The organism is Lysobacter sp. H23M47 (assembly GCF_015209765.1).
In the GTDB taxonomy this organism is placed as follows: Bacteria; Pseudomonadota; Gammaproteobacteria; order Xanthomonadales; family Xanthomonadaceae; genus Novilysobacter; species Novilysobacter avium.
This window is the reverse complement of record NZ_CP063658.1, coordinates 478,467-502,703: the sequence shown is the minus strand read 5'-3', so window position 1 is coordinate 502,703 and position 24,237 is coordinate 478,467. Positions and strand designations below refer to the sequence as shown.

At 66.6% G+C, this 24,237-nt stretch carries 23 protein-coding genes; 11 read left to right on the top strand and 12 right to left on the bottom strand.

From position 1 onward, the window contains the following. Nucleotides 1-118 precede the first annotated feature (118 nt). Nucleotides 119-1,939 (top strand): hypothetical protein, encoded by a 1,821-nt coding sequence (locus tag INQ43_RS02230; RefSeq protein WP_194036989.1) that lies wholly within the window; start codon nt 119-121, stop codon nt 1,937-1,939. A 78-nt stretch (nt 1,940-2,017) separates the two neighbouring features. Here the strand turns inward: INQ43_RS02230 and groL are convergent, their stop codons facing one another. The 4 genes from groL to INQ43_RS02210 all read right to left on the bottom strand — a co-directional run bounded on the left by groL (nt 2,018) and on the right by INQ43_RS02210 (nt 5,965). Continuing rightward, the gene (groL, locus tag INQ43_RS02225; protein ID WP_043959235.1) at nt 2,018-3,667 is read right to left on the bottom strand and encodes a chaperonin GroEL; all 1,650 of its coding nucleotides are present in this window, start codon (nt 3,665-3,667) and stop codon (nt 2,018-2,020) included. 67 nt (nt 3,668-3,734) lie between these two features. Continuing rightward, nucleotides 3,735-4,022, bottom strand: coding sequence for a co-chaperone GroES (groES, locus tag INQ43_RS02220; RefSeq protein WP_043959236.1), 288 nt, complete (start codon nt 4,020-4,022; stop codon nt 3,735-3,737). Nucleotides 4,023-4,433: 411 nt separating this feature from the next. Beyond that, nucleotides 4,434-4,961: a hypothetical protein gene (locus tag INQ43_RS02215; protein WP_194036988.1), complete on the bottom strand. Its 528-nt coding sequence runs from the start codon at nt 4,959-4,961 to the stop codon at nt 4,434-4,436. A gap of 62 nt (nt 4,962-5,023) precedes the next feature. Then, nucleotides 5,024-5,965 carry a hypothetical protein gene (locus INQ43_RS02210; RefSeq protein WP_194036987.1) on the bottom strand — a complete coding sequence of 314 codons (942 nt, stop codon included), beginning with the start codon at nt 5,963-5,965 and terminating at the stop codon, nt 5,024-5,026. Nucleotides 5,966-6,179: 214 nt separating this feature from the next. Here INQ43_RS02210 and cutA point away from each other — a divergent pair, with 214 nt between their 5' ends. From cutA to fis, 9 genes are all read left to right on the top strand, one after another. Then, nucleotides 6,180-6,503 carry a divalent-cation tolerance protein CutA gene (gene cutA / locus INQ43_RS02205; RefSeq protein ID WP_194034923.1) on the top strand — a complete coding sequence of 108 codons (324 nt, stop codon included), beginning with the start codon at nt 6,180-6,182 and terminating at the stop codon, nt 6,501-6,503. Continuing rightward, entirely contained in the window at nt 6,496-8,991 is a 2,496-nt protein-coding gene (locus INQ43_RS02200; protein ID WP_194036986.1) for a protein-disulfide reductase DsbD, read from the top strand. The genes cutA and INQ43_RS02200 overlap by 8 nt, the downstream gene beginning before the upstream one ends. Then, the gene (locus tag INQ43_RS02195) at nt 8,992-9,588 is read left to right on the top strand and encodes a TlpA disulfide reductase family protein (protein WP_228062591.1); all 597 of its coding nucleotides are present in this window, start codon (nt 8,992-8,994) and stop codon (nt 9,586-9,588) included. It abuts the gene before it with no gap. Between the two features lie 141 nt (nt 9,589-9,729). Beyond that, entirely contained in the window at nt 9,730-10,179 is a 450-nt protein-coding gene (aroQ, locus tag INQ43_RS02190; protein WP_194036985.1) for a type II 3-dehydroquinate dehydratase, read from the top strand. A gap of 53 nt (nt 10,180-10,232) precedes the next feature. Continuing rightward, nucleotides 10,233-10,700 carry an acetyl-CoA carboxylase biotin carboxyl carrier protein gene (gene accB, locus INQ43_RS02185; RefSeq protein WP_194036984.1) on the top strand — a complete coding sequence of 156 codons (468 nt, stop codon included), beginning with the start codon at nt 10,233-10,235 and terminating at the stop codon, nt 10,698-10,700. 10 nt (nt 10,701-10,710) lie between these two features. Further along, complete coding sequence (gene accC / locus INQ43_RS02180; RefSeq protein WP_193985737.1) at nt 10,711-12,078, top strand: acetyl-CoA carboxylase biotin carboxylase subunit; 1,368 nt, start codon at nt 10,711-10,713, stop codon at nt 12,076-12,078. Between the two features lie 7 nt (nt 12,079-12,085). After that, entirely contained in the window at nt 12,086-13,009 is a 924-nt protein-coding gene (gene prmA, locus INQ43_RS02175; RefSeq protein WP_194036983.1) for a 50S ribosomal protein L11 methyltransferase, read from the top strand. A gap of 498 nt (nt 13,010-13,507) precedes the next feature. Continuing rightward, nucleotides 13,508-13,990 carry a DUF3426 domain-containing protein gene (locus INQ43_RS02170; protein WP_194036982.1) on the top strand — a complete coding sequence of 161 codons (483 nt, stop codon included), beginning with the start codon at nt 13,508-13,510 and terminating at the stop codon, nt 13,988-13,990. Between the two features lie 118 nt (nt 13,991-14,108). Beyond that, nucleotides 14,109-14,381 carry a DNA-binding transcriptional regulator Fis gene (fis, locus tag INQ43_RS02165; protein WP_194036981.1) on the top strand — a complete coding sequence of 91 codons (273 nt, stop codon included), beginning with the start codon at nt 14,109-14,111 and terminating at the stop codon, nt 14,379-14,381. Between the two features lie 3 nt (nt 14,382-14,384). Here the strand turns inward: fis and INQ43_RS02160 are convergent, their stop codons facing one another. Genes INQ43_RS02160 through INQ43_RS02135 form a run of 6 tightly spaced genes read right to left on the bottom strand, consistent with a single transcriptional unit; the run spans nt 14,385 to nt 20,182 of the window. Continuing rightward, the gene (locus INQ43_RS02160) at nt 14,385-15,323 is read right to left on the bottom strand and encodes a phosphatidate cytidylyltransferase (protein WP_228062654.1); all 939 of its coding nucleotides are present in this window, start codon (nt 15,321-15,323) and stop codon (nt 14,385-14,387) included. Nucleotides 15,324-15,331: 8 nt separating this feature from the next. Next, complete coding sequence (locus INQ43_RS02155) at nt 15,332-15,985, bottom strand: lysophospholipid acyltransferase family protein (RefSeq protein ID WP_194036979.1); 654 nt, start codon at nt 15,983-15,985, stop codon at nt 15,332-15,334. 23 nt (nt 15,986-16,008) lie between these two features. Next, nucleotides 16,009-16,449: a hypothetical protein gene (locus INQ43_RS02150; RefSeq protein ID WP_194036978.1), complete on the bottom strand. Its 441-nt coding sequence runs from the start codon at nt 16,447-16,449 to the stop codon at nt 16,009-16,011. Then, nucleotides 16,446-17,783: a phosphatase PAP2/dual specificity phosphatase family protein gene (locus tag INQ43_RS02145; protein ID WP_194036977.1), complete on the bottom strand. Its 1,338-nt coding sequence runs from the start codon at nt 17,781-17,783 to the stop codon at nt 16,446-16,448. The genes INQ43_RS02150 and INQ43_RS02145 overlap by 4 nt, the downstream gene beginning before the upstream one ends. Before the next feature lie 12 nt (nt 17,784-17,795). Beyond that, nucleotides 17,796-19,544 (bottom strand): bifunctional alpha/beta hydrolase/class I SAM-dependent methyltransferase, encoded by a 1,749-nt coding sequence (locus tag INQ43_RS02140; RefSeq protein WP_194037532.1) that lies wholly within the window; start codon nt 19,542-19,544, stop codon nt 17,796-17,798. Nucleotides 19,545-19,570: 26 nt separating this feature from the next. Beyond that, nucleotides 19,571-20,182, bottom strand: a complete 612-nt coding sequence (locus INQ43_RS02135; RefSeq protein ID WP_194036976.1) for a CDP-alcohol phosphatidyltransferase family protein — start codon at nt 20,180-20,182, stop codon at nt 19,571-19,573. Nucleotides 20,183-20,259: 77 nt separating this feature from the next. On the opposite strand from INQ43_RS02135, the gene purH reads away from it, so the two are divergent. Next, entirely contained in the window at nt 20,260-21,828 is a 1,569-nt protein-coding gene (gene purH / locus INQ43_RS02130) for a bifunctional phosphoribosylaminoimidazolecarboxamide formyltransferase/IMP cyclohydrolase (protein ID WP_194036975.1), read from the top strand. Here the strand turns inward: purH and INQ43_RS02125 are convergent. Beyond that, nucleotides 21,800-23,188 (bottom strand): MATE family efflux transporter, encoded by a 1,389-nt coding sequence (locus INQ43_RS02125; RefSeq protein WP_228062590.1) that lies wholly within the window; start codon nt 23,186-23,188, stop codon nt 21,800-21,802. The two genes, purH and INQ43_RS02125, sit on opposite strands and share 29 nt — an antisense overlap. 49 nt (nt 23,189-23,237) lie before the next feature. Further along, a complete protein-coding gene (locus tag INQ43_RS02120; RefSeq protein WP_194034914.1) occupies nt 23,238-24,185 on the bottom strand; it encodes a T6SS immunity protein Tli4 family protein in 948 nt (315 codons plus the stop codon). Between the last annotated feature and the right edge of the window lie 52 nt (nt 24,186-24,237).

The window sequence follows — 24,237 nt, the reverse complement described above, 5'->3', positions numbered from 1 at the left end:
GCTGAGCCCGGGCCCTGAAAAAAGTTTCCCGTGGCTGTCAGTCCGTGACGCCCGTTTGCGTGGTTGGAAGGACCGGCGCTCGTGTCCGGCACCTTCATTTCGATCACGGAGACTCACCATGCAAGCGCGCACCATCCCGCACACCATCAAATTCGTCCCGCTCGCCCTCGCCCTTGGCCTGGCCATCGCCACACCGGCCCAGGCCGCGGCCGACGGCCCGGCGTGCTGGGACGACTCCACCGGCACCTGGGTGCAGAACCCCGCCATCAACCGCACCCAGGGCGCCGAGCACGGCAATCGCAACAGCACGTGCAAAACCGACGCCAGCGCGTACGGCATCCTGAACAATGCAAGTGGCAACCAGTCCAGCGCATTTGGGTACGACAACCTTGCGCGCGGCACTCAAAGCAGCGCGTTCGGCTGGGGCAACCAGGTCCTGGGTAACAGCTCGGCGAGCGCATTTGGCGCGCGCAACGCCGTGACCGGCAACGGCAGCAGTGCATTCGGGCGCAGCAACGCCGTTGACGGCATCGCCAGTGCCGCGTTCGGCAACGCCAACCAGGTCGACGGCGACCAGAGTGTCGCTTTCGGGCGCGACAACGTTGCCAGCGGTGACGGGGCAGCGACTGTCGGAATTGGCAACACTGCCAGCGCCAACGGCGGGCACGCCTTCGGCGCTGCAAACGGTGCCACCGGCGGCAACAGCGTGGCGTTCGGTAGCAGCAATGTCTCCAGTGGCCTGATGGGCAGCGCGTTCGGTATCCAGAACACCGCCTCGGGCGACTACGGCATCGCCGTGGGACGACTCAACAAAGCTGAAGGCACCAACGCATCGGCGCTGGGTTACTCCAACACTGCATCGGGCTCCAACAGCAACGCGTTCGGCGCCGGCAATACCGCCAGCGGCGATGCAGCCAGCGTAGTGGGGAACCGCTCGAGCGCGGCGGGCCGGTATTCCCTGGCGATGGGTTACGAGGCGAATGCGACAACCGAGGACAGCATCGCCGCGGGTCGAGGGGCCGAGGTCCTGACCGGAGCCGGCGTCGCGATTGGTGCGCGCAGCTCGGTCGGCGCGGACGCAACCAACTCTGTCGCACTCGGTGCCGACTCGATGGCAGATGAGGCGAACACGGTATCGGTCGGCAATGCCAACCGATTGCGTCGCATCACCAATGTTGGGGACGCGTCCGCTGGAACCGATGCGGTGAACCTGCGCCAACTGCAGGCCGCGCTGGAAGGCGTGGAGGGCGGTGGTGGCGTCAGCGAGGCGCGCGTGCAGGAAATCGCCGATGCGGGCGATGCCAGAACACTGACCGCCGCCAACGGCTATACCGATGCCCGCATCGCGGAGATTGACACAGTCTCCGAAGCCCAGGTCCGCGAGATCGCCGCGGCTGGTGACGCGACCACCCTGGGCGAGGCCAACGGGTACACGGATACCCGCGAGGCCGCCATCCGCGCCGACATGCAGAGCGGCGACGCGGAAACCCTGGCCGACGCCAACGCCTACACCGACACCCGCGAGACCACGGTGCGCGAGGACATGCGGGCCGCCAATGCCGCCACCCTCTCGTCAGCCAATACCTACACCGACAACGCGGTGCAGGCACTGGTCGGCTTTGACGTGGGCGGCCTCAATGATCGCCTGGACATGCTCGAGGACCGTTTCGTGGACGTCGACCGCCGCCTGCACCGTCAGGACCGTCGCATCGACCGCCTCGGCGCAATGAGCTCGGCAATGCTGAACATGGCGATCAATGCCGCTGGCACCCAGAGTCCGCGCGGCCGGATTGCAGTGGGGGCTGGGTTCCAGGGCGGCGAGAGCGGACTGTCCATCGGCTACGGCCGTCGGATCGGCAAGACCGGATCCTTCTCCCTGGGTGGTGCGTTCAGCGACGGCGAGTCGTCGGCCGGTATCGGCTTCGGCGTGGACCTGTAAACCGGTGGAACGGACAAAAAAGAACCCCGCCTCGCGGCGGGGTTCTTTTTTGCAACGAACGGAACGTAGGTGCCGGCTTTAGAAGCCCATGCCGCCCATGCCACCCATGCCGCCCATGTCGCCGCCGCCCTGCATGGCAGGCTCGTCCTTCTTCGGCAGCTCGCCCACCATCGCTTCGGTGGTGATCATCAGGCCGGCGATGGACGCCGCGTTCTGCAGCGCAGTGCGGGTCACCTTGGTCGGGTCCAGGATGCCGAACTCGAGCATGTCGCCGTACTGGCCGTTGGCCGCGTTGTAACCGTAGCTGCCGGTGCCTTCGCGAACCTTGTTCAGGATCACCGAGGCTTCTTCACCGGCGTTGATCACGATCTCGCGCAACGGAGCTTCCATCGCGCGCAGGGCGATGGTGATGCCGTGGTTCTGGTCTTCGTTGTCGCCCTTCAGGTCGACAATGGCGGCCAGCGCACGGATCAGGGCAACACCGCCGCCCGGGACCACGCCTTCTTCCACTGCCGCGCGGGTCGCGTGCAGGGCGTCTTCAACGCGGGCCTTCTTTTCCTTCATCTCGATCTCGGTCGAGGCACCGACCTTGATCACCGCAACGCCGCCGGCCAGCTTGGCCACGCGCTCCTGCAGCTTCTCGCGGTCGTAGTCCGAAGAGGTCTCTTCGATCTGCGCCTTGATCTGCTTGATGCGGCCTTCGATGCCACCGGTCTCGCCGGCGCCGTCGATGACGGTGGTGTTTTCCTTGGAGACCTGGACCTTCTTGGCCCGGCCGAGGTCTTCGATGGTCGCCTTGTCCAGCGCCAGGCCGACTTCCTCGGAGATCACGGTGCCGCCGGTCAGCACGGCCATGTCTTCCAGCATCGCCTTGCGACGGTCGCCGAAGCCCGGGGCCTTGACGGCGCAGACCTTGACGATGCCGCGGATGGTGTTGACCACCAGCGTCGCCAGGGCCTCGCCCTCGACGTCTTCGGCGACGATCAGCAGCGGCTTGCCGGCCTTGGCCACGCCTTCCAGGATCGGCAGCAGGTCGCGGACGTTGGAGATCTTCTTGTCGTACAGCAGGATGAACGGGTCATCCAGCTCGGCCTGCATCGACTGCTGGTTGTTGATGAAGTACGGGGAGAGGTAGCCGCGGTCGAACTGCATGCCCTCGACCACGTCCAGCTCGTTGTCCAGGCCCGAACCGTCTTCCACGGTGATCACGCCTTCCTTGCCGACCTTGTCCATCGCCTTGGCGATGAGGTCACCGATGTTGGCATCGGAGTTGGCCGAGATCGTACCGACCTGGGCGATTTCCTTGCTGCTGGACGACGGCTTGGAGATGTTCTTCAGTTCGGCGACAGCGCCGGTGACGGCCTTGTCGATGCCGCGCTTCAGGTCCATCGGGTTCATGCCGGCGGCAACGGCCTTCATGCCCTCGCGGATGAACGCCTGCGCCAGCACGGTCGCGGTGGTGGTGCCGTCGCCGGCATCATCGGAAGTGCGCGAGGCGACTTCCTTGACCATCTGCGCGCCCATGTTCTCGAACTTGTCGGCCAGCTCGATCTCCTTGGCGACGGACACGCCGTCCTTGGTGATCGTGGGGGCGCCGTAGCTCTTGTCGAGCACAACGTTGCGACCCTTCGGGCCGAGAGTCGCCTTGACAGCATTGGCGAGCGTGTTGACACCGCGCAGCATCTTGGAGCGCGCGTCTTCGCCGAAACGAATTTCCTTGGCAGCCATGATCTAGAACCTCAAAACAGGAATTGTGGGAAAAAGGGTGTGGCCGGTGTGGCCGAAGACGTCTGGATCAGCCCAGGATCGCGAAGATGTCGTCTTCCTTCACCACCAGCAGGTCGGTGCCATCCAGCTTGACCTCGGTGCCGCTGTACTTGCCGAACAGCACCTTGTCGCCCACCTTGACCTGCGGCGCGCGCACGCTGCCGTTGTCCAGTGCCTTGCCGGCGCCGACGGCGACGACTTCGCCCTTGATCGGCTTTTCAGCGGCCGAATCAGGGATGACGATGCCGCCCGCGGACATCTTCTCTTCTTCCATGCGTTTGATGACCACGCGGTCGAACAGCGGCTTGATATTCATTTGCAGCAACCTCGTAGATGGTTGAAAAATCCGGAATACAGTGATTTGGAATGCCTGCGCAGGCGCTCGACCGATGCAGACATGCCCGGCGCACCGGGACTGCGACTGAAGATGGGGCGCGCGGGCGGGCTTTCAAGGGCCGCGGCAAAGATTTTTCGGCGCCGCGCCGTGGCTGCTGCGTATGGTGCAAAAAAAGAAGGAGCGCGTCCTGACGGAACACGCCCCTTCTGGTTCGGGATTGGCATCCAGCGCGGCACGTCCTGTGCCCCTCCCCCCACACCTGACCCCTTGTCGATGGCCAACTCCTGTCAGCCCGGGGCCATTATTGCCCATTCACGTCACGTTATCCATAGGCTCACGTTATGGTAGAGCAAAGAACGGTAATGGGACGCGATGAGGTTACGGCTCTGATCAGCGGCTGCAATCGATGCGGACGGGACCTTCGACATCCAGGCGGCTGTCCCCGTCGGCACTGAAAACCACGCCGCTCAGCACCACCACATCGCCTTCGACGCTGGCCACGGAGGCGGGAACGTCGAAGCCGTGCGACACGGCACTGTTGGATATCCAGGCCGGATCGCCGTGCTTGAATTGCGCGTCGACGCCGACGTGGATCCGCATGTCCGTGTCGCCCATCGGCCCCTGGTCCGCGCCATCAATATCGACGTAGACCGGCTTGCCGTCGGGTCCCTTGCCCGGGCCGTGAACGGTGAAGACCTGCGCGCCGTCCTCCTCGCCCACCGAGCACGAGGCCGGCTGGAACGAAAATTCTCCCGCGTCGGTGTGGATCACCACCCCCGGGAAGGTGACCGCCGGGGCCTGGCGCCTCGCCTCGGCGGCCGCTTTGGCGGGTACCGCGCTGCCTTTTTCGGACGCGCAGCCACCGCCGATCACGATCGATGCGGCGACGATGGCCGATCCAATGGTTGAAACCGTCATCCTTGACGCTCCTCCGGGTGCGGCCGGCGTTCGGTGGAGGCCGGAAATAATGGGCATGTCCATCAGCGCTGCCGCGCCACTTGCAACTCGCTGATCTCTCCCGGCGTGTCGCCCTGCTGCCACGAACGCACCCATACGGTGCCGATCGCGTCGTCATACACGACCGAGTTGCGCCCCAGTCCGGTGGTCATGACGTCCTGGCCGCCGACGTTGACCGAAACCACCATGGTGATCCGGGGCTCGCGTCCGGGAACCGCCGGACCCGTAGGCTGCGCCCCATCCTCGCCCAGCATCACGGCCAGCATCTGGTCGACAACATAGGCCGGATCCGGGCCTTCGGCGGTGACGGCGCGATAGTCGACGCTGGGTGCCGGCGGCGCCTGCTCCACCCAGTTGCCGGCAGGGCGTTCGGCGGATTCGAGTTGTGCGCATGGCATGCCCAGGCAATCCAGTCCGGCGACGTCGGCATCGGACAGCTCCTTCCGGCCCGCCTCGACGACGTGCGCGGTCATGCCCTGGATCGGCGCCATCTGGAAGCGCCAGCTGACGTGCGGCCCCAATCCGAACGCCTCCGGGGGCGCGTGATTCTCGACAGGCACTCCCTCCAGCGCCTGCTCGCGGAATGCCGGGCCCAGGTTGATGCGGGTGATTTCGATCTCACTGGTACCGTCGTCCTGGAGCTCGGCATCGCTGTGCATGTCATAGGTCACCCGGTAACGCGCATGCGGCAGGGTCCCTTCGTGGTTTTCCATCAACAGCACGGCGCGCACCGGCGCGATGAGGTCGGCGTCGGGCATGAACACCGAGTCGCCCTGGCTGGGGAAGCGCTCGGCGGTGTAGTAGTCGTCCCACTGCAGGTTGTCGAAGTCGACCTCGACGTAGCCCGGCGCGCTCGCAAAGCCAGCGCCCGCGTCAGCGGCGCACGCGGGAAGCGTCATCATCGCCAGTGCGGCGCCGAGGATGGCGAGGGTGAGTCGGTTCTTGTGCGGCATCGGTGTGTCCATCGTGCAGGTCTCCTTGAAGTGCTTCCAGGTAGATCGTTTGCTCGGCCGGCGGCCTTGGCACGGCGGCTGATTCCATCCCCAGAGACGACGCCAGGCGCGCGATCCGGACACCGCAGACGCGATGGCGACCCGAGTCGTGTCGCGCCACCAGGCGCTGCAACATCATGGATCAGGGCGCGAACGCCGCCCCGCTGGCCTCGGTACAATCAGCACCATGTCTGTCCTGATCGCGTATTGCACCTGTCCCGATGCAGCCAGCGCCGACGTCATGGCCCGCGCACTGGTGGCCGAACGCCTGGCTGCGTGCGTGAGCGAGATGCCCGGCGTGCGCTCCACCTACCGTTGGGAGGGCCGGGTCGAGCATGGCAACGAAGTCCTGCTGATGATCAAAACGACCAGGGAGCAGCTGGACGCGCTGACAGCCCGGGTCCGCGCCTTGCACCCCTATGAACTCCCCGAGCTGATCGCGGTCGAAGCCGTTGGCGGACTCGCCCCCTACCTGGATTGGGTCGTGGAACAGACCCGAGATGATGACTGAACCCCGCACGCGCCTGTCCCTGCACGCCTTCCTGCCCTCTGTCCCCAGCGACCCGCCACGCACCCGCCTTGGGCGTCGCGTTGCTGCGAGCCTGGGCGGACTGGCGTTGCTCGCCGGGCTGGCACTACCGGCGCTGGCGGCGGTCAATGCCGATGACCTGTTGCCGGTTGACGAGGCCTTCGCCGTGGATGCCCGCGCCAGCGACCAGGGCGCGGTCGCCATCCACTGGAAGATCGCCGACGGGTATTACCTGTATCGCCACCGCACCTCGGTGACCAGCGATGCCGGATTTGCGGCCGGTGAGCTGCAGCTGCCGCCCGGCGAGCCGCACGAGGACGAGTTCTTCGGCAAGGTGGAGACCTACCGCAAGCGCCTGACGGCGCAGCTGCCGGGCGAGGCGCGCGGTGCCAGCACCACCCTGACGGTCAAATACCAGGGCTGCGCCGACGCCGGCATCTGTTACCCGCCACAGACACGCAAGCTGACCGTGGCGCTGCCTTCGGTCCCGCCGGCCCGCCCACCCGCCGCCAGCAAGGGCACCAACCTTCTCGGCAAGCCACTGGCCAGCAGCGGTCTGGGCGGCAACGCGCTGTTTCCGGGTGCTGCGGGCGGCGCCGACGCGATGCCGTTGCCCGCCGAGCAGGCGTTCGGCTTCGAGGCGATCGCCGGTGATGGCGACACCTTGTTGCTGCGCTTCAGCCCCGCATCGGGCTACTACCTGTATCGCGACAATACCCGCCTCACCCTGGAATCAGCCGACGGCGGCATCGCCCTGGGCAAGCCGCGCTGGCCCACCGGTCGCCAGCATCGCGACGAGCATTTCGGCGATGTGGTGGTGTACTTCGACCAGATCGACGTGCCGGTGCCGCTGCTGCGCGAGCGTGCCGACGCCGCGACCGTCAAGCTCACCGCCACCTTCCAGGGCTGCCAGAACGACGGCATCTGCTACCCGCCGATGACCCGCAAGGTCGAGATCGACCTGCCGAAGGGGACGGTAACGGCGACGACAAAGCCCGCTGCCGACGCCGCCGGGACGACTTCCGCTGCGGCGGCGGCCGGCGACGCGACTGGCACGCAAACGGACGGTGCAGCCGGGCAACTGCCGGGCGCCGGGGAAACCGACGCAACGGTCGTGGCCAGCGGCGCTGCTTTGGGCACTGACGAATCACTCGGCGCGATCGACGCCGGCGCCGCTGCATCGGCCCCATCTCCCGCATCGACCCAGACCAGCGCTGGCACACCGGACTCCGCGCCGGGCCTGTTGCTGATCCTCCTGTTCGCCCTCATCGGCGGCCTGATCCTCAACCTCATGCCGTGCGTGCTGCCGGTGCTGTCACTGAAGGTGCTGTCGCTGGCTGGCAACGGCCACACGCCGGGTGCGGCGCGCAGGCAGGCGCTCTGGTACACCGCCGGCGTGATGGTCAGCTTCGCGACACTGGGTGCTCTTGCCCTGGGTCTGCGGCAGGCGGGACTGGCACTGGGCTGGGGCTTCCAGCTGCAGCAACCAATAGTAGTGGCGCTGCTCGCGTTGCTGATGCTTGCGCTCGGCCTGAGCCTGTCCGGTGTCTGGCAACTGGCCGGCCGCTGGACCGGGGCAGGCCACGTCCTGACCACGCGCTCGGGCCCGGCGGGAGACTTCTTTACCGGGGTACTGGCAGTCGTGGTCGCCACGCCGTGCACCGCGCCGTTCATGGGCGCCGCGCTGGCCTGGGCATTCACTGCGCCGGCCGCGATCGCGCTGGCCGTGTTCCTCGCCCTCGGACTCGGCCTGGCGTTGCCCTTCCTGCTGATCGGCTTCGTGCCGGCCCTCGCCCGCGCACTGCCGCGCCCCGGCGCGTGGATGGAAACCTTCAAGCAGATCATGGCCTTCCCGCTCTATCTGACTGCGGTGTGGCTGGCCTGGGTACTGGCCAAGCAATTGGGCGCGGACGCCGTCGGCCTGTGGATGGTCGCAGCGGTCCTGGTGGCGCTGGGCGCCTGGGCCTGGAACCACTCGCGGACGCATGCCCGTGGATGGGCGACCTCACTGGCGGTGATCGCGCTGCTGGGCGCGGGCTGGACACTGTGGCTTATCCATACACACCCTCTCCCGGAAAAGGTGCTGGAGCACACCGCAGTCGGCGAAGATCAACTTGTGAAGGTACCTTTCAGCGAGCAGCGCCTGGCCGATCTGCGCGCCGCGAACCGGGTAGTGTTCGTGAACATGACCGCCGACTGGTGCGTCACCTGCAAGGCCAACGAGAAGACCGTGCTGGGTCGCGAGGGATTCAAGCGCGCGCTCGACGATGCCGACGCCGCGTACCTGGTCGGCGACTGGACCAACGTCGATCCGGTGCTCACCGCGTTCCTGCAACGCCACAATGCGGTCGGCGTGCCGCTCTACGTGGTGTTCCCGCGCGGCGGCGGCGAGGGACAGATCCTGCCCCCCGTGTTGACGCCCGACATCGTCCGCCAGGCTCTGGCCGATGCCGCCGTGGAAGCGTTCTGAATGGGCCAGAACGGCAAAATCGTGATCGCCGCAGTGCTCGCTGCCCTGGCAGGCGTCGGCCTGAGCCTATGGCTGAACCCGCCTGCACCGTTGATGCGGACCGAGATCGGCCAGCGTGCGCTCCAGGACGTGCTCGCCGCCACGGCGCCGACCCCGCCCGACGGTCTGGCGATCGCGCGTCGGGGCGAAGCGATCCCGACGTTTGAGCTACCTGCACTGGATGGCGCGCTGATGCAATTGCCGCAGGCCCACGCGGGGCGCCCGCAACTGATCAACCTGTGGGCCAGCTGGTGCGGGCCGTGCATCGAGGAAATGCCCGAGCTGGACCGATTCGCCAACCAGCAGGGCGGTGAAGGAACCCAGGTGGTCGGCATTGCGCTGGACGACGCCGACGCGGTGCGCGCCTTCCTTGAACGCGTGCCGGTGCGCTACCCGATCCTGATCGACGCGGCCGGACCGGCCGATGCTGGCGTGCAACTGGGCAACGTCAAGGGCGTCCTGCCCTACACCGTTCTGCTCGACGCACAGGGCCGCCTGCTCAAACAGAAGATCGGCCCATTTCGCGATGGTGAAATCGATTCGTGGGCCGATCACTGAGGCGGGGTTCCAGCAGGCCGCAACCGCTCCGAAATTCAAACAGTCGCTTAAATCAACGTAACTTCGGCGATTTACCCCGCATTTTCTGGACACTGGCGTGTCACTCCGCCACACTTCCGTGCTTTGCACTGCGGCTGCCCCATGGCAAAACTGCTGGTCCTGCACGGCCCAAACCTGAACCTGCTCGGTGAACGCGAGCCGGAGATCTATGGCCGAACCACGCTCGCAGAGATCGACGCGGAGCTGCGGGGCATCGCGGACACCGCAGGCCATGAACTGGACAGCCTGCAGTCCAACGCCGAGCACGTGCTGGTCGACCGCATCCAGGCGGCGCGCAGCGATGGCACCGCGGTGATCCTGATCAACCCTGCGGCGTTCACCCACACCAGCGTTGCCCTTCGCGACGCGCTGGCGGCGGTGGAGCTACCGTTCTACGAGATCCACCTGTCCAATCCGCATGCCCGCGAGCCGTTCCGCCACGCGAGCTACTTCAGCGACCTGGCCGTCGGCGTGATCGCCGGGCTGGGCCCCGCCGGCTATCGCTGCGCACTGGATGCGGCGCTGCGCGGACTGGCCGCGACGCGGGCCTGAAACCCCTTCGGCCGCCCAGTGCGGCCCATCGACACAACTACCGAGGACCTCCCATGGACCTGCGCAAAATCAAGAAACTCATCGACCTGCTGGAAGAGTCCAACCTGGCCGAGATCGAGATCAAGGAGGGCGAGGAGTCCGTCCGCCTGGCACGGTCACCACGCGGCACCGTCATGGCCGCGCCCGCGCCTCAACAGCCCGTTGCCGCGCCAGCGCCGATGCCCATGGCCTCACCGGTCGAGGCCGCCACCGGCGGCAGCGTACCAACCGGGAATGAGCTGCCCGACGGCCACGTGGTGCGCGCGCCCATGGTTGGCACTTTCTATGCATCGCCGTCGCCGGACAAGCCTGCCTTCGTGACGGTCGGCCAGACGGTCACCGCCGGCGAGACCATCGGCATCATCGAGGCGATGAAGATGTTCAACCCGATCGAGGCCGATGCGTCCGGCACCATCGTCAAGGTGGTGGCCGAGAACGGTCAGCCGGTCGAGTTCGACCAGCCCCTGTTCGTGATTGGCTGAGGCCGCGGCGATGCTGGACAAAGTCGTCATCGCCAACCGCGGCGAAATCGCGCTGCGCATCCTGCGTGCCTGCCACGCCCTGGGTATCCATACCGTCGCGGTGCATTCGACGGTGGATCGCAACCTCAAGCACGTCGCCATGGCCGACGAGTCGGTCTGCATCGGCCCGGCGCCCTCGCCCGAGAGTTACCTCAACATGGCCTCGCTGATCTCCGCGGCCGAGGTCACCGACGCGCAGGCGATCCACCCGGGCTACGGTTTCCTGGCCGAAAACGCCGACTTCGCCGAGCGCGTCGAGGAGTCGGGCTTCATCTTCATCGGCCCCAAGGCCGAGACGATCCGCCTGATGGGCGACAAGGTCGCGGCGATCCGGGCAATGAAGGAAGCCGGCGTGCCCTGCGTTCCCGGCAGCGATGGCCCGCTGGGCGATGACCCGCAGACCAACATCAAGATCGCCCGCGAGATCGGCTATCCGGTGATCGTCAAGGCCTCCGGCGGTGGCGGCGGACGCGGCATGCGCGTGGTCCACACCGAGGCCGCGCTGGTCACCGCGATCCAGACCACCAAGGCCGAGGCCAAGGCCACGTTCGGCAACGACATGGTCTACATGGAAAAGTTCCTGGAGAACCCGCGCCACGTGGAGATCCAGGTCCTCGCCGACGGCCAGGGCAACGCGATCCACCTGGGCGAGCGCGACTGCTCGATGCAGCGCCGCCACCAGAAGGTGGTCGAGGAGGCGCCCGCACCCGGCATCACCGACGAGCAGCGCGCCGAAATCGGCAAGGTCTGCGTGGACGCCTGCATCCGGATCGACTACCGCGGCGCGGGCACGTTCGAATTCCTGTACGAGAACGGCCGCTTCTACTTCATCGAGATGAACACCCGCATCCAGGTCGAGCACCCGGTCACCGAGATGGTCACCGGCATCGACCTGATCCGCGAACAGCTGATGATCGCCAGCGGGCAGAAGCTGCGCCTGAAGCAGGAAGACATCGTCATCAGCGGCCACGCCATCGAGTGCCGGATCAACGCCGAGGACCCGGAGACCTTCATGCCCAGCCCGGGCCTGGTCACCGACTTCCACGTGCCGGGTGGTCCCGGCGTGCGCGTGGACAGCCATCTGTATGCCGGCTATCGCGTGCCGCCGAACTACGACTCCATGATTGCCAAGCTGATCGTGCACGGCCCCGACCGCGAGACCGCGATCGCGCGCATGCGCGTGGCGCTCAGCGAGATGGTGATCGACGGCATCAAGACCAATATCCCCTTGCAGCAGCGCATCCTGGCCGACGTCGGCTTCCAGCAGGGCGGCCAGAACATCCACTACCTGGAGCGGCGCCTGAAGGAACAGAAGGACAAGTCGCTGGCGATCAGCTGAGCCGACCATGCCATTCCTGGAGCTCACCCTGCCGTGCACCGAAGTCGACCAGCCCCGTTACGAGCGGGCGCTGGAGAATGTCGGCGCGCTGGCGGTCACCCTCAGCGACGCCCACGCCGACGCGCCCGACGAGCAGGCGATCTTCGAGCCCGGTGTTGGCGCGATGCCCTTGTGGGCCGAGCTGTCGCTGACCGCGCTGTTTCCCGGCACCACGCCGCGCGAACTGCTGTTGCACGCGCTGGAGGTCGCCGACGATGGCATCGACTGGTCGCATGTCGAATTCCGCGAGGTCGCCGACCAGGACTGGGAACGGGCCTGGATGGACCAATACGAGCCGCTGAAATTCGGCGAGCGCACCTGGATCGTGCCGTGGAACCATGCGCTGCCCGAAGGCGCCGACCGCGACGGCAGTGCCGTGGTGCGGCTGGATCCCGGGCTCGCATTCGGCTCGGGCACGCACCAGACCACCGCCCTGTGCCTGCAATGGCTGGACGGGCTGGCGGGACGCGGCGAGCTGGACGATGCCACCGTGCTGGATTTCGGTTGCGGCTCCGGCATCCTCGCGCTGGCGGCGCTGAAGCTCGGCGCGGCCGGCGCGGTCGGTGTCGACAACGACCCCCAGGCGCTGATCGCGACTGCCGACAACGCCGAGCGCAACAACGTGCGCGACCGCCTCGCGGTCTACCTGCCCGAGGACGAGCCGGCCGCGATGCGCTACCCGGTGGTGGTCGCCAACATCCTGGCCTCCGCGCTGATTTCGCTGGCCGACGAGCTGGCCGCCCGCGTCGCTCCCGGCGGCCGGATCGCACTGTCCGGCATTCTCGCCGGCCAGGAGGACGAGGTGATCGCGCGATTCGAGAGGGCCTTCGAACAGCTGCAGGTCGCACGGCTGGATGACTGGATCCGCATCGACGGCGTGCGTCGGCGCTGACGCACGCGGCTGCGCGTGATTGATTGCGCAAGCCTTGCGGGCAGTCATCTGCCCGCGCGCCTCGGCTAAACTGCGGCGATGTTCGTACCCTGCCCCCACTGCGGATTCCTGGTTGCGCTCATCGTCGGTCGCGGCGACACAACGCAGTCGTGCCCCCGCTGCGGAAAAGCACTCGACGCCCCGGTTGTGGCTGCCGACGCCATGGATCCGGCAAAGGCAGACGTCGGTGACACGCAGGAGACGACGCCGGTCCGCACAGCTGCGAGCCCCCAGGCCAGTCCCGCGAGCGAGGCACCGCCTCCGGCGCCGTCATCGGCACATCCGACCGGTCAAGGCGCGGGGCCGGATCGTGGTGCGACGAAACCAGGTGCGCATATCCAGTCCGTGGTCGGCGGCGAGGCGAACACCGAGTTGTCGCCCCCTGCGGGACGGAGCACCGCGAAGGTCAGCCATCCGCGCGCCGGCCACCGGCGCCCGACGTTCGCGCGCACCGTCGGCATGCCTGCCCGCCCCCACGGACCGCGTTGGCCATGGGTTGTGTCCTTCGGCCTGCTTGCGGCGGTCCTGATCCTGCAACTGCTGTTGCTGCAGCGGGCGGAACTGGCGGCCAGTGCGCGCTGGCGCCCCGTCATCGCCAGCGTATGCGCGGCGCTGGGTTGCGAGGTCCCGCTGTGGCACGAGCCGGCCGCCTACACGATGCTCGCGCGCGACGTCCGCCCGGCTTCCGACGAGTCCGGCGTGCTTGAGGTCAGCGCCAGCTTCCGCAACGACGCTCCCCTGCCGCAGGCCTGGCCCGTCCTCTACCTGCAACTGACCGACGTCAATGGCCAGGCCGTGGCCGCGCGGATGCTGCAGCCGACCGACTACCATTCCGACACCGCGCACGAGGCCGCACTCGCCTCCGGCCAGAGCGCCAGCGTGTCGTTCCGGATCGCGGAACCGGCGACCCCGATCGTCGCCTTCAACTTCGATTTCCGATGAAAACCACTGCCGCGGGTTTTGTCGAGCGGCCGCGCAGGCTAGACTCATCGACTGTCGTCGCCCCGCACAACGCGGCGCATCGTACGCGACAGGCGGTCACTGTCTGGGGGGACACGACTTGAATGCTGCAGCCACTCGCACCGACACCATCCGTTCCGGCAATCGGGTGCCCCTGCGCGATCACGTCGCAACGTCGATCCGGCGTTACCTGCGCGACCTCGACGGCTGCGACAACGCCGACCTCTACGAGATCGCCCTGCGCGAGCTGGAAATTCCCCTGTTCGCCGAAGTCATGACGCACTGCGACGGCAACCAGAGCCGCGCCGCGGCGATGCTGGGCATCCACCGCGCCACCCTGCGCAAGAAGCTGCGCGAGTACGGTCTGGTATAGCCCTCAGGCCCACCAGTAGCGGGTGAGGTGGAAGAACACCGGCGCGGCAAAACACACCGAGTCAAGGCGATCGAGCATGCCGCCGTGGCCCTCGATCATGTGGCCCCAATCCTTGATCCCGCGGTCGCGCTTGATGGCCGACATCACCAGTCCGCCGTAGAACCCCATCAGGTTGATCACCAGCGCCAGCAGTCCGGCCTGCAGCGGCGTGAACGGCGTGATCCACCACAACGACGCGCCCAGCAGGCTGGCTGTCCCGATACCACCGACGAATCCGGCAACGGTCTTGGAGGGGGAGAGTTTCGGAGCGATCAACCGCCGGCCCAGCAGCTTTCCCCATACGTACTGGAGCACATCCGAGGACTGCACGACGATCACCAGGAACGCGACCAGCAGCAGGTTCCGTCCCTCATACCCTTCGATGCGCAGGTTCAGCAGCGCCGGCACGTGGGAGATGCAGAACACGCTGATCATCAGCCCCCACTGCACCTTGGCTGTTCGCTCCAGGTAATGCGTGGTGTCGCCACCGATCGTCGACAGGATCGGCAGCAACAGGAAGGCATAGACCGGGATCAGGAGCGTGTACATCCCGTACCAGTCCTGATGGACGAGCCAGTACTGGTAGGGCAGCACCACGTAGAACGCAGCCAGCAACGCGTAGTAGTCACCGCGCCGGGTCGGGGTCAGGGTGAGAAATTCGCGCAGCGCAAAAAGCGAGATGACCGCGAAGAGCACCACCACCGCCGTACGGCCGGCAAAAAATGCCGCACCGATCACCGCCGCCATCACCCACCAGGCGCGGATGCGCGCACTCAGGTTGTCCAACACGGCGCTGGGCTGGCCCCGCGCCCGCCAGCGCAGCCCTTCGGAGATGGCGGTTGCCAGCAACAGGGTGCCGCCGATGGCGATGAACAACCACGCCGGGTGGGAAATATCGTGCAGGAATGCCGTCACGACTCGGCTCCGGCAACCTGACTGCCTGCGGCAGTCGCTTCCCCGGACAAGGCCAGCAGCGCCGCGCGCGAGCGCTCAAGGAACGCAGCTTTGCCCTCCCCTGCCTGCAAGCGCAGTGGGGCGCCAAAGCGCGCGGTGCACAGCAGGGGCAGCGGGATCAGGGTCCCCTTGGGCATGACCCGTTTGAGGTTGTCCAGCCAGACCGGGACAAACTCCAGCTCCGGGCGTTGCCGAGCCAGGTGATAGATGCCGCTCTTGAACGGGGCCACACCCTCGCCGAGGTTGCGGGTGCCTTCGGGAAACAGGATCAGCGAGGCACCATCATCCACCGCGTTGCACAGCGTCTGGATAGGATCCTCGGTGCGCTGCGCCGCCTCACGTTCGATCAGCACGCCGTTGAAGACGTTCCGGATCAGGTACCGCCGGATCGGGTCACCGCTCCAGTACTCCGCGCCGGCGACCGGACGCACCCGGTTGCGGATGCTGCTGGGCAACGCCGACCAGATCATGACAAAGTCGCCATGGCTGGCGTGGTTGCCGATGTAGACGCGTCGTTGCGCGGACGGCACGCAACCGTCCCACAGCGCACGCGCCGCGGTCAGCGCGCGGATGGCGCCGCGAAAGCCGCGCGCCAGAATGTCATCGAACATTTTGCCCCCTTGTCCTGCGTTGCCTATGCGGCCCAGCCGGCCGCCGCCAGCAACGCCAGTTGTACGGGAATACACAGCGCCTGCCGCAGCAGCATCCTGCGCATCGCGCGCCAGCGGGCGTCCCAGCCACGTGCAGGGACACGCCTGGCCGACGACCGCAATCCGACCGCCACGAGGCTGCTGTCCAGATCACGCGCGGCAGCGTCCGGCGCGCTGGCGCCGACGGCAGCGAGCAGTTCAGCGTCCAGGCCCACGCGCAGGGCCCAGTAGAGCTGGACCAACGCGACCGCCACACCCAAGGCAACCAGGCACGTCCAGAGGATGCCGGCGTCCTGTCCATGGACCTGCCGCAGGATCCACCAGAGCACAGTGAGCGCCCCGATACCCAGGGAGGCAGCGTTGAGCAGTCGCCCCTGCCTCAGCGCGGCAGCCATCACCTGCAGGTCCAGGGGAGGCGTGATCACGCGAAGTCGCCGGTAGCGGCGGAATTCCCGGCAGCAGCGGCCGCGAATGTCCCTCGCAACACCTGGAGCTGCGCCTCACCCAGCACCACCGATGCCCGCGCCGCCCGGACGATCCCGCAGGCTGCCTCCACCGTCGGCGCGCGGCCGGTGTGCAGCAACCAGCCGGCGATCACCGTTGCGCTGCGCGAGTAGCCCAGCGCGCAACACACCAGCACCGGGAGGCCCGGATGATGCGGAATGGCCCTAATCGCCTGCTGCAGGCGCGCGGGGTCGGGCGTGACCAGATCCAGCATCGGCACGACCGTGTCGCCCGGACGCGCACCCCCCGGCAGCGACAGCTCTGCACACACGTCGACCACCTGAAAACCCTCCCGGTCGGCGCGTGACGGGATCCGTCCCAGCCACACGCCATCGGCTACTTCGACCGGCGCTGGCTGGCGCCGCGTCCATGCCCGCGAGTTGATCCATGCCACAGCCAGGTATGGCGCGTACAGCCAGCGCGCAGCCGTGGAAAGGCGGCCATCGCTCCTCTTCTGGAACCCGGACGGGCCCAGCAGCGCGTAGTTGAGTGCCACCAGCGCCAACGACAACGCCGGCCACCACAGCCACAGTGCGCTCGATCCGACCGCCGTACCCAGCCACGCCAGCACAACCGACGCAACCGCGTAACCGACGGCCAATCGCCAGCGGCGGGGATCCCCGCTCCATCGCGCGGCGCGCCAAGGCGCTGGGGTGCCCTCCGGCCACAGCCAGACACACAGCCAGCCGGCAGCAATGCCGGTGGGGACATCGATGAAATGGTGCTGATAGGTGGTCAGCACCGAGACGCAAACGAGAGTGAACCAGACATGCAGCAGCGCCTGCCAGATCCCCCGCAGGTGCTTGTTGTAGCGCACCCAGAGGATCACGGTCAGCGCGATATGCAGCGACGGCGCCTGGTTGTACGGTTGGTCGAAGGACTTCAGTGCCGCGAACATGCCGCCAAACAATCCCTCCACAACCGGCGCCTCGAAACTGACCCGCAACGGCCAGAGCAGGAAGCAGGACACGGCGAGCACCTGCACGCTGAGCAGCCGCAGCGCGTGGGTGTCCAGCTCGCGTCGGTCGCGGCACAGGAACATGGAGACGGCGTAGAAAAGGTTCGTGGTCCAGTACGGCACGATCGTCCAGGCAACGAACGGAATCCGATGTTCCCAGGCGAACACGATGCTGCGCACCACATCGCGCTGTTCCGCAACGTGGTTCGCAAAGCCGTAACTGAGATAGAAAAACGGGCCAAGCAGCGCCAGCCATGCCAGCGCCCGCCGCCACGGGCGTGAGGTGGACACACTCATGCCGGCAATCCGTCAGTCATCAATGCGCTGCGCCAGCGATACGCTGAAGATGCCCCAGCGATCGATGCGCTGCTCGATCTTCCGGAATCCGGCTTGCTCGACCAGCTGGTCCATCTCGACCTGGGTCCTGCGCCGCATCACCCACGCCGCTCGGTCGCGATGGCTGGTCAGCGCGCGCGCGATGAACTCCAGCTGCGGATGCCACGGCTGGCCGGTGTAGATCAGAAACCCGCCGGATTCAACGGCATCGGCAAGCCCGGCGAGCGACTCCGCCACCGCGTCGTTGTCGGGGAACAGTTCGTACAGTCCGGAGACTATCGCCAGGCTGGGACGCGGCGTAATGGACGCCAACGACGCCCGGTCAAACGCATCGCCCTGCTCGAATCGGGCGATGTCGCCGGCTCCCATTGCATCGATCAAGGCCCGGCCCCGCTCGACGTTCAACGCACTGTAATCGCGCAGCAGGATCCGGTCGGCCCGCTTCGCGCCCGTGGCAAGAGCGTGCAATGCGTAGCGGCCGTGCCCGGCGGCGATGTCCACGGCATTGACCGGCTTGCCGGCCGCGCGCAGGCGCTGCATCGCGACGCCCAGCAACTCCTGCAGATGCTCGCGGCGAACCCGGATGCCACGCCAGCCAATCGCATCCAGGTAATTGCGATCGATCAGGCGACCCGCCAAGCCGCGGCCGCGGGCCTCGTCTTCGTAGATGTAGTCCAGCGTGCTACCGGAATCAAAGCCGGTCTCCAGGCCAAGGGCGATGCCCGTCGACAGCCTACCTCCCAACGCCAGCCCTGCGCGGACCGCACGCCAACGCAATCCCTGCAGCGACCATCGCTGCGGAGGCCAGGCCAGCACCTGGGACTCGTCGAACCTGCTGCCATGACGATGCGCGTCCAAAAGCGACGGGCGCGACGGCGCCGCATCGAACCGCTGCTGCAGGAATTCGCGAACCGCCGCGACCGCCGGTCCGCGGTCGCGCTCGCCCAGCGTGTCGTGGAAGAACCCCGGCAACAGGAGGCGTTGCTTGACGTGCGAGCCAAGGCGCTCGAAGAACCGGTCCTGTGGCTTCCGGTGGACGACAAAGTCCGCGCCCGACACCAGCAGCTGGGTGGGTACGGTGATCGCGTTGGCATCAGCGACCACCCGGTCGGCCGCGGCACGCAGCTCCAGCAGGACCCGCACCGAGATCGGCCGGGTGATCAGCGGATCTTCACGGTAGCTGCGGATCCGCTCTTGATCATGGGTCAACCACTGCGGCTTCACGTAGCTGTTGACGAAAAAATTGCCCCGCAGCTTTTTCATCAGCTTCAGCGACGGAATCGCCAGCGGCGCATACAGCTTGACCTGGAAGGCCGGCGAGGCGAGAACCAGCGCACGCAGGTGCGGCGCGAAGTCATGCACCCACGTTGCCGCGATCACAGCGCCTACGCTTTGCGCCACGACCGCCATCCGCTCCAGCGGAATTCCGTGCTCCGCGTCGATCCAGGCCACGAAACGATCGAGGTCGCGCACCAGCGCGTCGAAGCCGGGGGCGTCCCCGCGGGCCCCGGGTGATCGGCCGTTGCCTCGCGCATCCCATGCGAACACATCCCACTGCGGCATGGAAAGCTCGTCAGCCAGATGGGCGACGCGCCCGGAATGCTCGTGCCCCCGATGCAGCAGCACCAGCGCGCCCCGGGACGGGCCGCGCGCTGGCCAATGCCGGTAAAACAGCGACTCGCCATCCCAGGTGGTGAAAGTACGTTCGTGCACTTCGCGCATTACTCCGTCGTCCTTGGTTGGGTTGCTCACGTCGTTGCGCCTCCACGCAGTCCGGCGCGAACCCGTCGGATTACGGTGACGACGCAGAGGAAGGCCGCCGCAGCCACGACCGCATTGACGGCGCTTGCGCCGATCCAGCCACCGGCCAGCAGCAGACCCAACAGGCCGATGACGAACGCCCTGTCGCTTTTGCCCATCGGCCCGTCGTAACGCCGCTGGGCGCCGACCATCAAGCCCAGTACGCCGGCATATTCGGTCAGTGCCGACAGCGCGACGAAGGTCCAAACCAGGTGCACGCTGACTCCTGCGACACTTAGCAAAGCCAGGTAAAGCGCGGCATCGGCGATGACGTCACAAAGCTCATTGAGATAGGCGCCCAGACGGGATTGCTGGGCAAACTCACGCGCCAACATGCCGTCAACGGCGTTGAGCGCCATGCGCAGCAGCATCCAGCCCGGCAACAACAAGTAGACCCACGGCTGCCCGGGCGTCACCGCCCACACGACGGCAGCCACCACCGCCGACACGATCGCGGCAGCCACCGTCACCTGATTGGCGGCAATTCCCCAGGCGGCGATCCGCCCCACGCCTGGCCGCAACACGGCCTGGAATCGCCCCTTCAATTTGTAGATCGACAATCCCTGTCCCCTTCCGTCCAGCGGTGCGCGACCGACGACCTTACAATACCTGCCCCACCGCAGCCCCCGTGCCCGCAATGACCGACCTTGTTCCCGTTCGCCGTGCCCTGCTTTCCGTATCCGACAAGACCGGGCTGATCGATCTTGCCAGCGCGTTGACCGCCCACGGCGTGCAGCTGCTCTCCACCGGCGGCACCGCCAAGGCGATCCGCGAGGCGGGTCTGGCGGTGACCGACGTGTCCGAGGCCACCGCCTTCCCGGAGATGATGGACGGACGGGTCAAGACCCTGCACCCGATAATCCATGGCGGCCTGCTGGGGCGCGCGGGCACCGATGACGCGGTGATGGCCGAGCACGGCATCGATGCGATCGACCTTCTGGTGCTGAACCTGTATCCGTTCGAGCGGGTCTCGGCCGACCCCGACAGCTCGATGGACGACATCATCGAGAACATCGACATCGGCGGCCCGGCGATGCTGCGCTCGGCGGCGAAGAACCATGCCCGCGTCGCGGTGGCGACCGATCCGGCCCAGTACGCCGCCCTGCTCGGCGAGCTGGCGGACAACAACGGAGCGCTGTCGGCGAAAACGCGATTCGCGCTGTCGGTGGCCGCGTTCAATCGCGTCGCCGCCTACGACGCGTGCATCAGCAACTATCTCTCCTCGATCAGCGAAGATGGCACTCGCGCGGTATTTCCAGCGCAGGAGAACAGCCACTTCATCAAGGTGATGGACCTGCGCTACGGCGAGAACCCGCACCAGCAAGGCGCCTTCTACCGCGACGCGCACCCGCTGCCGGGCACGCTGGCCACCTTTACCCAGCTGCAGGGCAAGGAGCTGAGCTACAACAACCTGGCCGATGCGGATGCCGCCTGGGAATGCGTGCGCCAGTTCGACGCGCCGGCCTGCGTCATCGTCAAGCACGCCAATCCGTGCGGGGTCGCGGTCGCGGCCAGCAACGCCGAGGCCTATGAGGCGGCGTTTGCCACCGACCCGACGTCGGCATTCGGCGGCATCCTGGCCTTCAATCACACCCTGGACGAAGCCACGGCCAAAGCGATCCTCGACCGGCAGTTTGTGGAGGTGCTCATCGCGCCGGATTACGAGCAGGGCGCACTGGATTACTGCACTACAAAGGCCAACGTGCGCGTGCTGAAGATCCCCCACGGCGACGGGCGGAACCGGTTCGACCTCAAGCGCATCGGTTCGGGCCTGCTGATGCAGTCGGCCGACAACCGCCAGGTGGGCCGCAACGAGCTCACCGTCGTCTCGACCCTGGCGCCCACCGCGGCGCAGCTGGACGACCTGATGTTCGCCTGGCAGATCGCCAAGTACGTCAAATCCAACGCGATCGTCTACGCCCGCGACCTGCGCAGCATCGGCATCGGCGCCGGCCAGATGAGCCGCGTGGTATCGGCAAAGATCGCCGGACTGAAGGCCGAGGAAGCGGGCCTGTCGGTCCCGGGCTCGGTGATGGCCAGCGACGCGTTCTTCCCCTTCCGCGATGGCATCGATGCGGCGGCGGCGGCCGGCATCAAGGCGGTCATCCAGCCCGGAGGCTCGATGCGCGACAAGGAAGTGATCGCGGCCGCTGACGAGCACGGTATCGCGATGGTGTTCACTGGCGTGCGCCACTTCCGCCATTGAGTGCGGGGCTGGTGCCCAATTTTCGGTAGTACGGCACCAGCGCCAGCGCCCGGGCGACGACGAACACCACAAACGCGGCCCAGAGCCCGTGATTGCCCCACAAGGCCGTCATAGGCCACGCGGCGAGCAGGTAGACGGCGAGTGACAGCAGGCTGGCGTTGCGCATCTCGCGCGTTCGCGTGGCACCGATGAACACGCCATCGAGCTGGAACGCCGCGACCGACAACACCACGTACAGCGCCGTCCAAGGCAGATGCGCGATGGCCACCTCGCGCACCGCAGGCAGGTTGGTCAGGCCCGCCACGGCGGTTCCGCCGAACAGCAGGATCAGCGCGGCCAGGGCCAGCGCGGTAACCGCGGCCAGCTCGCTGCTCAGCCGCACCACTCTGGAGAACCCGGCCCGATCACGCGCCCCCCAAGCCGCGCCCACCAGTGCTTCGGCAACAAAGGCAAAGCCATCCAGGAAGAACGCGCTGAACGACACCAACTGCAAGAGGATGTGGTTGGCGGCAAGAACCACATCGCCGAAGCGGGCTCCGGCATTGGCCAACCAGCCAAAGCCGAACAACAGGCACAAAGTCCGCACCATGATGTCGCCGTTGGCGGCCATGGCCTGACGCAGCCGAGCCAGGTTGCGGATCCGCACCCCGGGCAGGAATGGCTCCTTGTCGTGATGCCGCTCCCGCAGCAGACGCACCACCACCAACACCGCCACGCCGCACGTAAGCCACTCCGCGATGGCCGTGCCAAGCCCGATGCCGCGGGCGCCCATCCCGAGTGCACCCGCCAGCCAGATGTCGAGCCCGGCGTTCAGTCCGTTCAGCAGCAACTGCACACCCAGCAATGTCCGGCTGCGCCCGAGCCCAATCAACAAGCCACTGCACACGAACAGGGTCAGCGCTGCCGGTGCGCCCCAGATGCGCGCACGGTAATAGGCTTCCGATATCGATTCCACCTCGTCGCTGCCGTCCATCAGCCCGAAGTACAGCCAGGTTGTCGGACCCTGCAGCGCCATCAACGCAATGCCTAAGCCGACCGCCAGCAAACCCGCGCGCCCGACCGTCGCACGCACCTCCGCCTCGTCGCCCGCCCCCGCCGCCTGCGCCGTGAAGCCGGTAGTTCCCATGCGCAGGAACCCGAAGCTCCAATAGACGAAGTTGAACAACAACGCGCCCAGCGCCAACGCGCCCAATTCCGCCGCGCTGCCGTAATGCCCGATCACAGCGGTGTCGATCAGACCCAGCGTCGGCACCGCCGCGTTGGCAAGAATGATCGGCCACGCCTGCCGCGCAATCGCGCGGCGCGTGATGATAGACGCGTTCAGGGGTGTGGCTGCGGGCATGACGGGCATGACGGGCATGATGCCCGCTCAAGCCGGCCGCGGCTTAGCACGACATCCAGACGGGGGCCTAGCGAAGGTCAGCGCCACCGGGGTTGATTGCGCCGGGGCGCAGTTGAAGTGTGCTCAGGATCGAGTCCCACAAGGCCAGCGCCTCGGCGTCTTCCTGGAACGGTGCATCCATGATCTCGCCATTCTCGTCCGTGTCGTCTGTCGTTGACATGCGCAGTGAAAGGAACGGGTGCTCGATTGATGCTTTCTCACCCTGGCTTTCCCACAGGAACTCGTAGCTGCGCTTGCCGCCTGCGTCTCCCCTGACGAGCAGTTCCTGCCCCTTGATCGGACCTATATTGCGGTCTCCGCGACGGAGACGCTTCATCCCGGCAGCGGTGCCTTCGTAGCCGGGCGGGATCCGTGAGTTGCGGCGCAGCAGCGGCTTGTCGGGTGCGCCGGTGACGTACGACATAAAGTGGAGTGTCAGCCCTGGCCGCTCCTTGATTCGGACACTCGCAGTGACCTCCTCCTTGTTGAGCTTGCTCATAGTAATCAGGCCTTGATCGATGCAGAATCCAGGAGCCTCCGGAGTTTCACCCGTCGCCCGATGACTCAGGTTTCTCGAAACGCGCAGCATGTATTCCTTGGCCCTTGCCGGGTTGCTGCCACTTCCCTCAACGGAAAACACGTGCATGACCGAAGCGTCGGCCATACGGGTATAAAGCATGTCCTTGTTCGTGGCCGTACTGTTGGGGCTGAACCACGAGGAGAGCAAAATCCGATCAGGCTGAAAGTCGACGCGATCGCGAAACATGGATCCTTCAGTTTTGTGGGGTGCTGTTCGCAGTCTCTTCTCGTTTGCCTCCACCAGCGCGGCAAACTCGTGCGCATCTATCCCACGGCGCACTTCAACAGATGCTCCGCCAACGACGAAGCTCGACTTGACAGTGCTGCTGGAGGGAAGATCGAGCAAATGGCGACCGAAGCAATGCGTGGCCGTTTGTCCATGGTCGTAAGTTGTCATTTTTGATCCTTGCCCGGCAGCTACAGGTATTGTTATTGCAATAAGTATGGCG

Bases quoted from the DNA above. Each gene is read 5' to 3' on its own strand.
- INQ43_RS02230 (WP_194036989.1), top strand. From the start codon at position 119: ATGCAAGCGCGCACCATCCCGCACACCATCAAATTCGTCCCGCTCGCC.
- groL (WP_043959235.1), bottom strand. From the start codon at position 3,667: ATGGCTGCCAAGGAAATTCGTTTCGGCGAAGACGCGCGCTCCAAGATG.
- groES (WP_043959236.1), bottom strand. From the start codon at position 4,022: ATGAATATCAAGCCGCTGTTCGACCGCGTGGTCATCAAACGCATGGAA.
- INQ43_RS02215 (WP_194036988.1), bottom strand. From the start codon at position 4,961: ATGACGGTTTCAACCATTGGATCGGCCATCGTCGCCGCATCGATCGTG.
- INQ43_RS02210 (WP_194036987.1), bottom strand. From the start codon at position 5,965: ATGGACACACCGATGCCGCACAAGAACCGACTCACCCTCGCCATCCTC.
- cutA (WP_194034923.1), top strand. From the start codon at position 6,180: ATGTCTGTCCTGATCGCGTATTGCACCTGTCCCGATGCAGCCAGCGCC.
- INQ43_RS02200 (WP_194036986.1), top strand. From the start codon at position 6,496: ATGACTGAACCCCGCACGCGCCTGTCCCTGCACGCCTTCCTGCCCTCT.
- INQ43_RS02195 (WP_228062591.1), top strand. From the start codon at position 8,992: ATGGGCCAGAACGGCAAAATCGTGATCGCCGCAGTGCTCGCTGCCCTG.
- aroQ (WP_194036985.1), top strand. From the start codon at position 9,730: ATGGCAAAACTGCTGGTCCTGCACGGCCCAAACCTGAACCTGCTCGGT.
- accB (WP_194036984.1), top strand. From the start codon at position 10,233: ATGGACCTGCGCAAAATCAAGAAACTCATCGACCTGCTGGAAGAGTCC.
- accC (WP_193985737.1), top strand. From the start codon at position 10,711: ATGCTGGACAAAGTCGTCATCGCCAACCGCGGCGAAATCGCGCTGCGC.
- prmA (WP_194036983.1), top strand. From the start codon at position 12,086: ATGCCATTCCTGGAGCTCACCCTGCCGTGCACCGAAGTCGACCAGCCC.
- INQ43_RS02170 (WP_194036982.1), top strand. From the start codon at position 13,508: ATGCCTGCCCGCCCCCACGGACCGCGTTGGCCATGGGTTGTGTCCTTC.
- INQ43_RS02155 (WP_194036979.1), bottom strand. From the start codon at position 15,985: ATGTTCGATGACATTCTGGCGCGCGGCTTTCGCGGCGCCATCCGCGCG.
- INQ43_RS02145 (WP_194036977.1), bottom strand. From the start codon at position 17,783: ATGAGTGTGTCCACCTCACGCCCGTGGCGGCGGGCGCTGGCATGGCTG.
- INQ43_RS02140 (WP_194037532.1), bottom strand. From the start codon at position 19,544: ATGCGCGAAGTGCACGAACGTACTTTCACCACCTGGGATGGCGAGTCG.
- purH (WP_194036975.1), top strand. From the start codon at position 20,260: ATGACCGACCTTGTTCCCGTTCGCCGTGCCCTGCTTTCCGTATCCGAC.
- INQ43_RS02125 (WP_228062590.1), bottom strand. From the start codon at position 23,188: ATGCCCGTCATGCCCGTCATGCCCGCAGCCACACCCCTGAACGCGTCT.
- INQ43_RS02120 (WP_194034914.1), bottom strand. From the start codon at position 24,185: ATGACAACTTACGACCATGGACAAACGGCCACGCATTGCTTCGGTCGC.